Origin of the sequence: Pseudomonas sp. PsB, from assembly GCF_043658375.1 — a bacterium.
In the GTDB taxonomy this organism is placed as follows: domain Bacteria; phylum Pseudomonadota; class Gammaproteobacteria; order Pseudomonadales; family Pseudomonadaceae; genus Aquipseudomonas; species Aquipseudomonas putida_Z.
In genome coordinates, this window is the sequence record NZ_JBIGLU010000077.1 from 1 (window position 1) to 3,260 (window position 3,260).

Consider the following 3,260-nt stretch of genomic DNA (forward strand, 5'->3'; position numbering starts at 1 on the left):
CAGGGCCACGGCCAGGCCGTTCTGGCGCGGATAGCTGCCGAGCTTGCGCAGCATCAGCGAGGCAGTGACGGTGCCCTGTTTGATCGAGCTGGCCAGGCGCAGGATGTCGTCCCAATGGGCGCGGACGTGCTTGATGTTCAGGGTGCCGCCGATCAGCGGCCGCAGCGTCGGGTAGGTCTGCACGCCCTGCGGCACGTACAGCTTGGTTTCGCCGAGGTCGCGGATGCGCGGCGCGAAACGGAAGCCCAGCAGGTGCATCAGGGCGAAGACGTGATCGGTGAAGCCGGCCGTGTCGGTGTAGTGCTCCTCGATCCGCAGGTCGGACTCGTGGTACAGCAGGCCGTCGAGCACATAGGTGGAATCGCGCACGCCGACATTCACCACGCGGGTGCTGAACGGCGCGTACTGGTCGGAGATATGGGTGTAGAACAGCCGTCCCGGCTCACTGCCGTACTTCGGGTTGACGTGTCCGGTGCTCTCGCCCCGGCCGCCAGCCCGGAAACGCTGGCCATCGGAGGATGAGGTGGTGCCGTCGCCCCAGTGGGCGGCGAAGGCATGCTGGTACTGGTGGTTGACCAGCTCGGCCAGGGCCGCCGAATAGGTCTCGTCGCGGATGTGCCAGGCTTGCAGCCAGGACAGCTTGGCGTAGGTCAGACCGGGGCTCGACTCGGCCATCTTGGTCAGCCCGAGGTTGATCGCATCACCGAGGATCGCGGACAGCAGCAACGTCCGGTCTTTGGCCTCGGCCCCGTCCTTCAGGTGGGTGAAGTGGCGGCTGAAGCCCGTCCAGTCGTCCACGTCCATCAGCAGTTCGGTGATCTTGATGCGCGGCAGTAACTGACTGGTCTGGTCGATCAGCGCCTGCGCCCGATCCGGCACCGCCGCATCCAGCGGGGTGATCTTCAACCCGGACTCGGTGAGGATGGCATCGGGCAGCTCGTTGTCCTTGGCCAGGCGGGCGACAGTGGCCAACTGCTCGTCCAGCAGCTGCAAGCGCTCTTCCAGATACTGGTCGCTGTTCGGGTTGATCGCCAGCGGCAGGGCCTGTTCCCGCTTGAGCGCGGCGAACTTCTCGGCCGGCAACAGGTAGTCGTCGAAGTCGCGGAACTGCCGCGAGCCCTTGACCCAGATGTCGCCGGAGCGCAGGGCGTTCTTCAGCTCGGACAGGGCGCAGATTTCGTAGAAGCGCCGGTCGAGGCCTTCCGGGGTGATCACCAGTGGCTTCCAGCGCGGCTTGATGAAGGCGGTGGGAGCATCGGCCGGCACCTTGCGCAGGTTGTCGGCGTTCATCTCGCGCAGCGTCTGCACGGCTGCCAGCACGCCCTGCGCGGCCGGGGCGGCGCGCAGCTCCAATACCTCCAGCAGAGCCGGCGTGTAGCGGCGCAGGGTGGCGAAGTTCTCGCCGACCAGGTGCAGGTGGTCGAAGCCCTCCGGCCGGGCCAGCAGCTCGGCTTCGCTGACGCTCTCGGTGAACTCGTCCCAGGGGATCACCGCCTCGATGGCGGCATAGGGGTCGCTGCCGGCTTCCTTGGCCTCCAGCAGCGCCTGGCCGATCTTGGAGTACAGGCGCACCTTGTCGTTGATCGCCTTGCCCTGCTTCTGGAACTGCTGCTGATGCTTGTGCTTCGCGCCGCTGAACAGCTTGACTAGGATGCGGTCGTGCAGATCCACCAGCTCATCAATCACGGTTGCAGTGCTCTCCAGCACCACGGCGGCCAGGGTCGCATAGCGCCGCTGCGGCTCGAACTTGCCGAGGTCTTTGGGCGTCATCTGCCCACCCTCGCGGGCCAGCTTGAGCAGGCGGTTCTGGTGGATGTGCCGGCCCAGGACTTCGGGCAAGTCCACCAGCTGAAATGTCTTCAGCCGCTCGATGTGCTCAAGCATGTGCCGAGAGTTGGGTTTCAGCGGTGCCTGGCGCAGCCAGGTCAACCAGGTGATGCTGCTGCCGGCCTTGAGCTTCAACAGCTCGTCCAGCTTGGCCCGATGCGAGTCCGTGAGCGGTTCAACCAGGGCGCGGTAGACCCGCCGATTGGCCCGTGCAATGGCCTCCGAGCAAGCCCGGTCGATCACGCTCAACGCCGGCAGGATGCGTCGCTTCTGCCGCAGGCTCTCCAGCGCCTGGCCGGCCAGCAGCAAGCCCTTGTCGGTCTGCTGGGCCAGTTCGGTCAGCTCGCGCACCAGGGCGCGGAAGTCGGACAGGCCGAACGGGGCCAGTTGAAGGTAGGTGCGCAGTTCCTGGGCGTGCTCGCGACGGGTCACATCGCGCTCGCCGTACTTCGTCCAACTCGCCGGATCGGTCTGGACTTGCTTGGCCACCCACAGGATGACCGGTTCGGGCAGCTCGCTGTCAGTGCCCAACGCATAGCCGGGGTAGCGCAGCAGGCAGAGTTGCACGGCGAAGCCGAGGCGGTTGGCGTCGCCGCGCCGCTGACGGATCAGCGACAGGTCGGAGTCGTTGAAGGTGTAGTAGCGGATCAGGTCATCCTGGCTTTCTGGCAACGCGAGCAGGGTGCCCCGCTCCGTGGCCGAGAGGATCAAGCGACGCGGCATGTGTCAGTCGTCCGTGCGGAGGTACTGGTAGAGGGTTTCCCGGCTGATGTTGAACTCGCGGGCAAGCTGCGCCTTGGGCTCGCCGGCCGTCGCTCGCTGCCGCAGGGTAGCAGCCTGCTCATCGGACAGGGCTTTCTTGCGGCCCCGGTACGCGCCACGCTGCTTGGCCAAGGTGATGCCCTCACGCTGCCGCTCGCGGATCAGGGCGCGCTCGAACTCAGCGAAGGCCCCCATCACCGACAGCATCAGGTTGGCCATCGGCGAGTCCTCGCCAGTGAACACCAGGCCCTCCTTCAGGAACTCGATGCGCACGCCGCGTTGAGTCAGCTTCTGTACCAAGCGACGCAGGTCATCGAGGTTGCGGGCCAGCCGGTCCATGCTGTGCACCACCACTGTATCGCCTTCGCGGACGAAGCTCAGCAGCGCTTCGAGCTGGGGGCGCTGGGTGTCCTTGCCCGATGCCTTGTCGGTGAACACCTTGCTCACCTGTGTCTGTTCCAGCTGGCGTTCCGGGTTCTGGTCGAAGCTGCTGACCCGGACGTAGCCGATGCGGTGCCCCTGCACGATGTCTCCTTGGTTGAAGGCGGCTTAAGTGCTCCTTCTGTTCCGTTGTGCCTCAAACCCCGTTTCTGTCAGGCTGAAATCTATGACCTTCGCAGGCATGTGTCAAAAATGCGAAAGATGACTCTATTCTGACTAAGCGGCGCGGC

At 65.4% G+C, this 3,260-nt stretch carries 2 protein-coding genes; both read right to left on the minus strand.

What is annotated here, in order from left to right; all coding sequences use genetic code 11:
• On the minus strand, positions 1–2,550 hold a 2,550-nt coding region (locus tag ACGLHT_RS29860), incomplete at its 3' end, for a Tn3-like element TnAs1 family transposase (RefSeq protein ID WP_394520761.1).
• Positions 2,551–2,553: 3 nt separating this feature from the next.
• Positions 2,554–3,114 (minus strand): recombinase family protein, encoded by a 561-nt coding sequence (locus tag ACGLHT_RS29865; RefSeq protein WP_010921730.1) that lies wholly within the window; start codon positions 3,112–3,114, stop codon positions 2,554–2,556.
• Between the last annotated feature and the right edge of the window lie 146 nt (positions 3,115–3,260).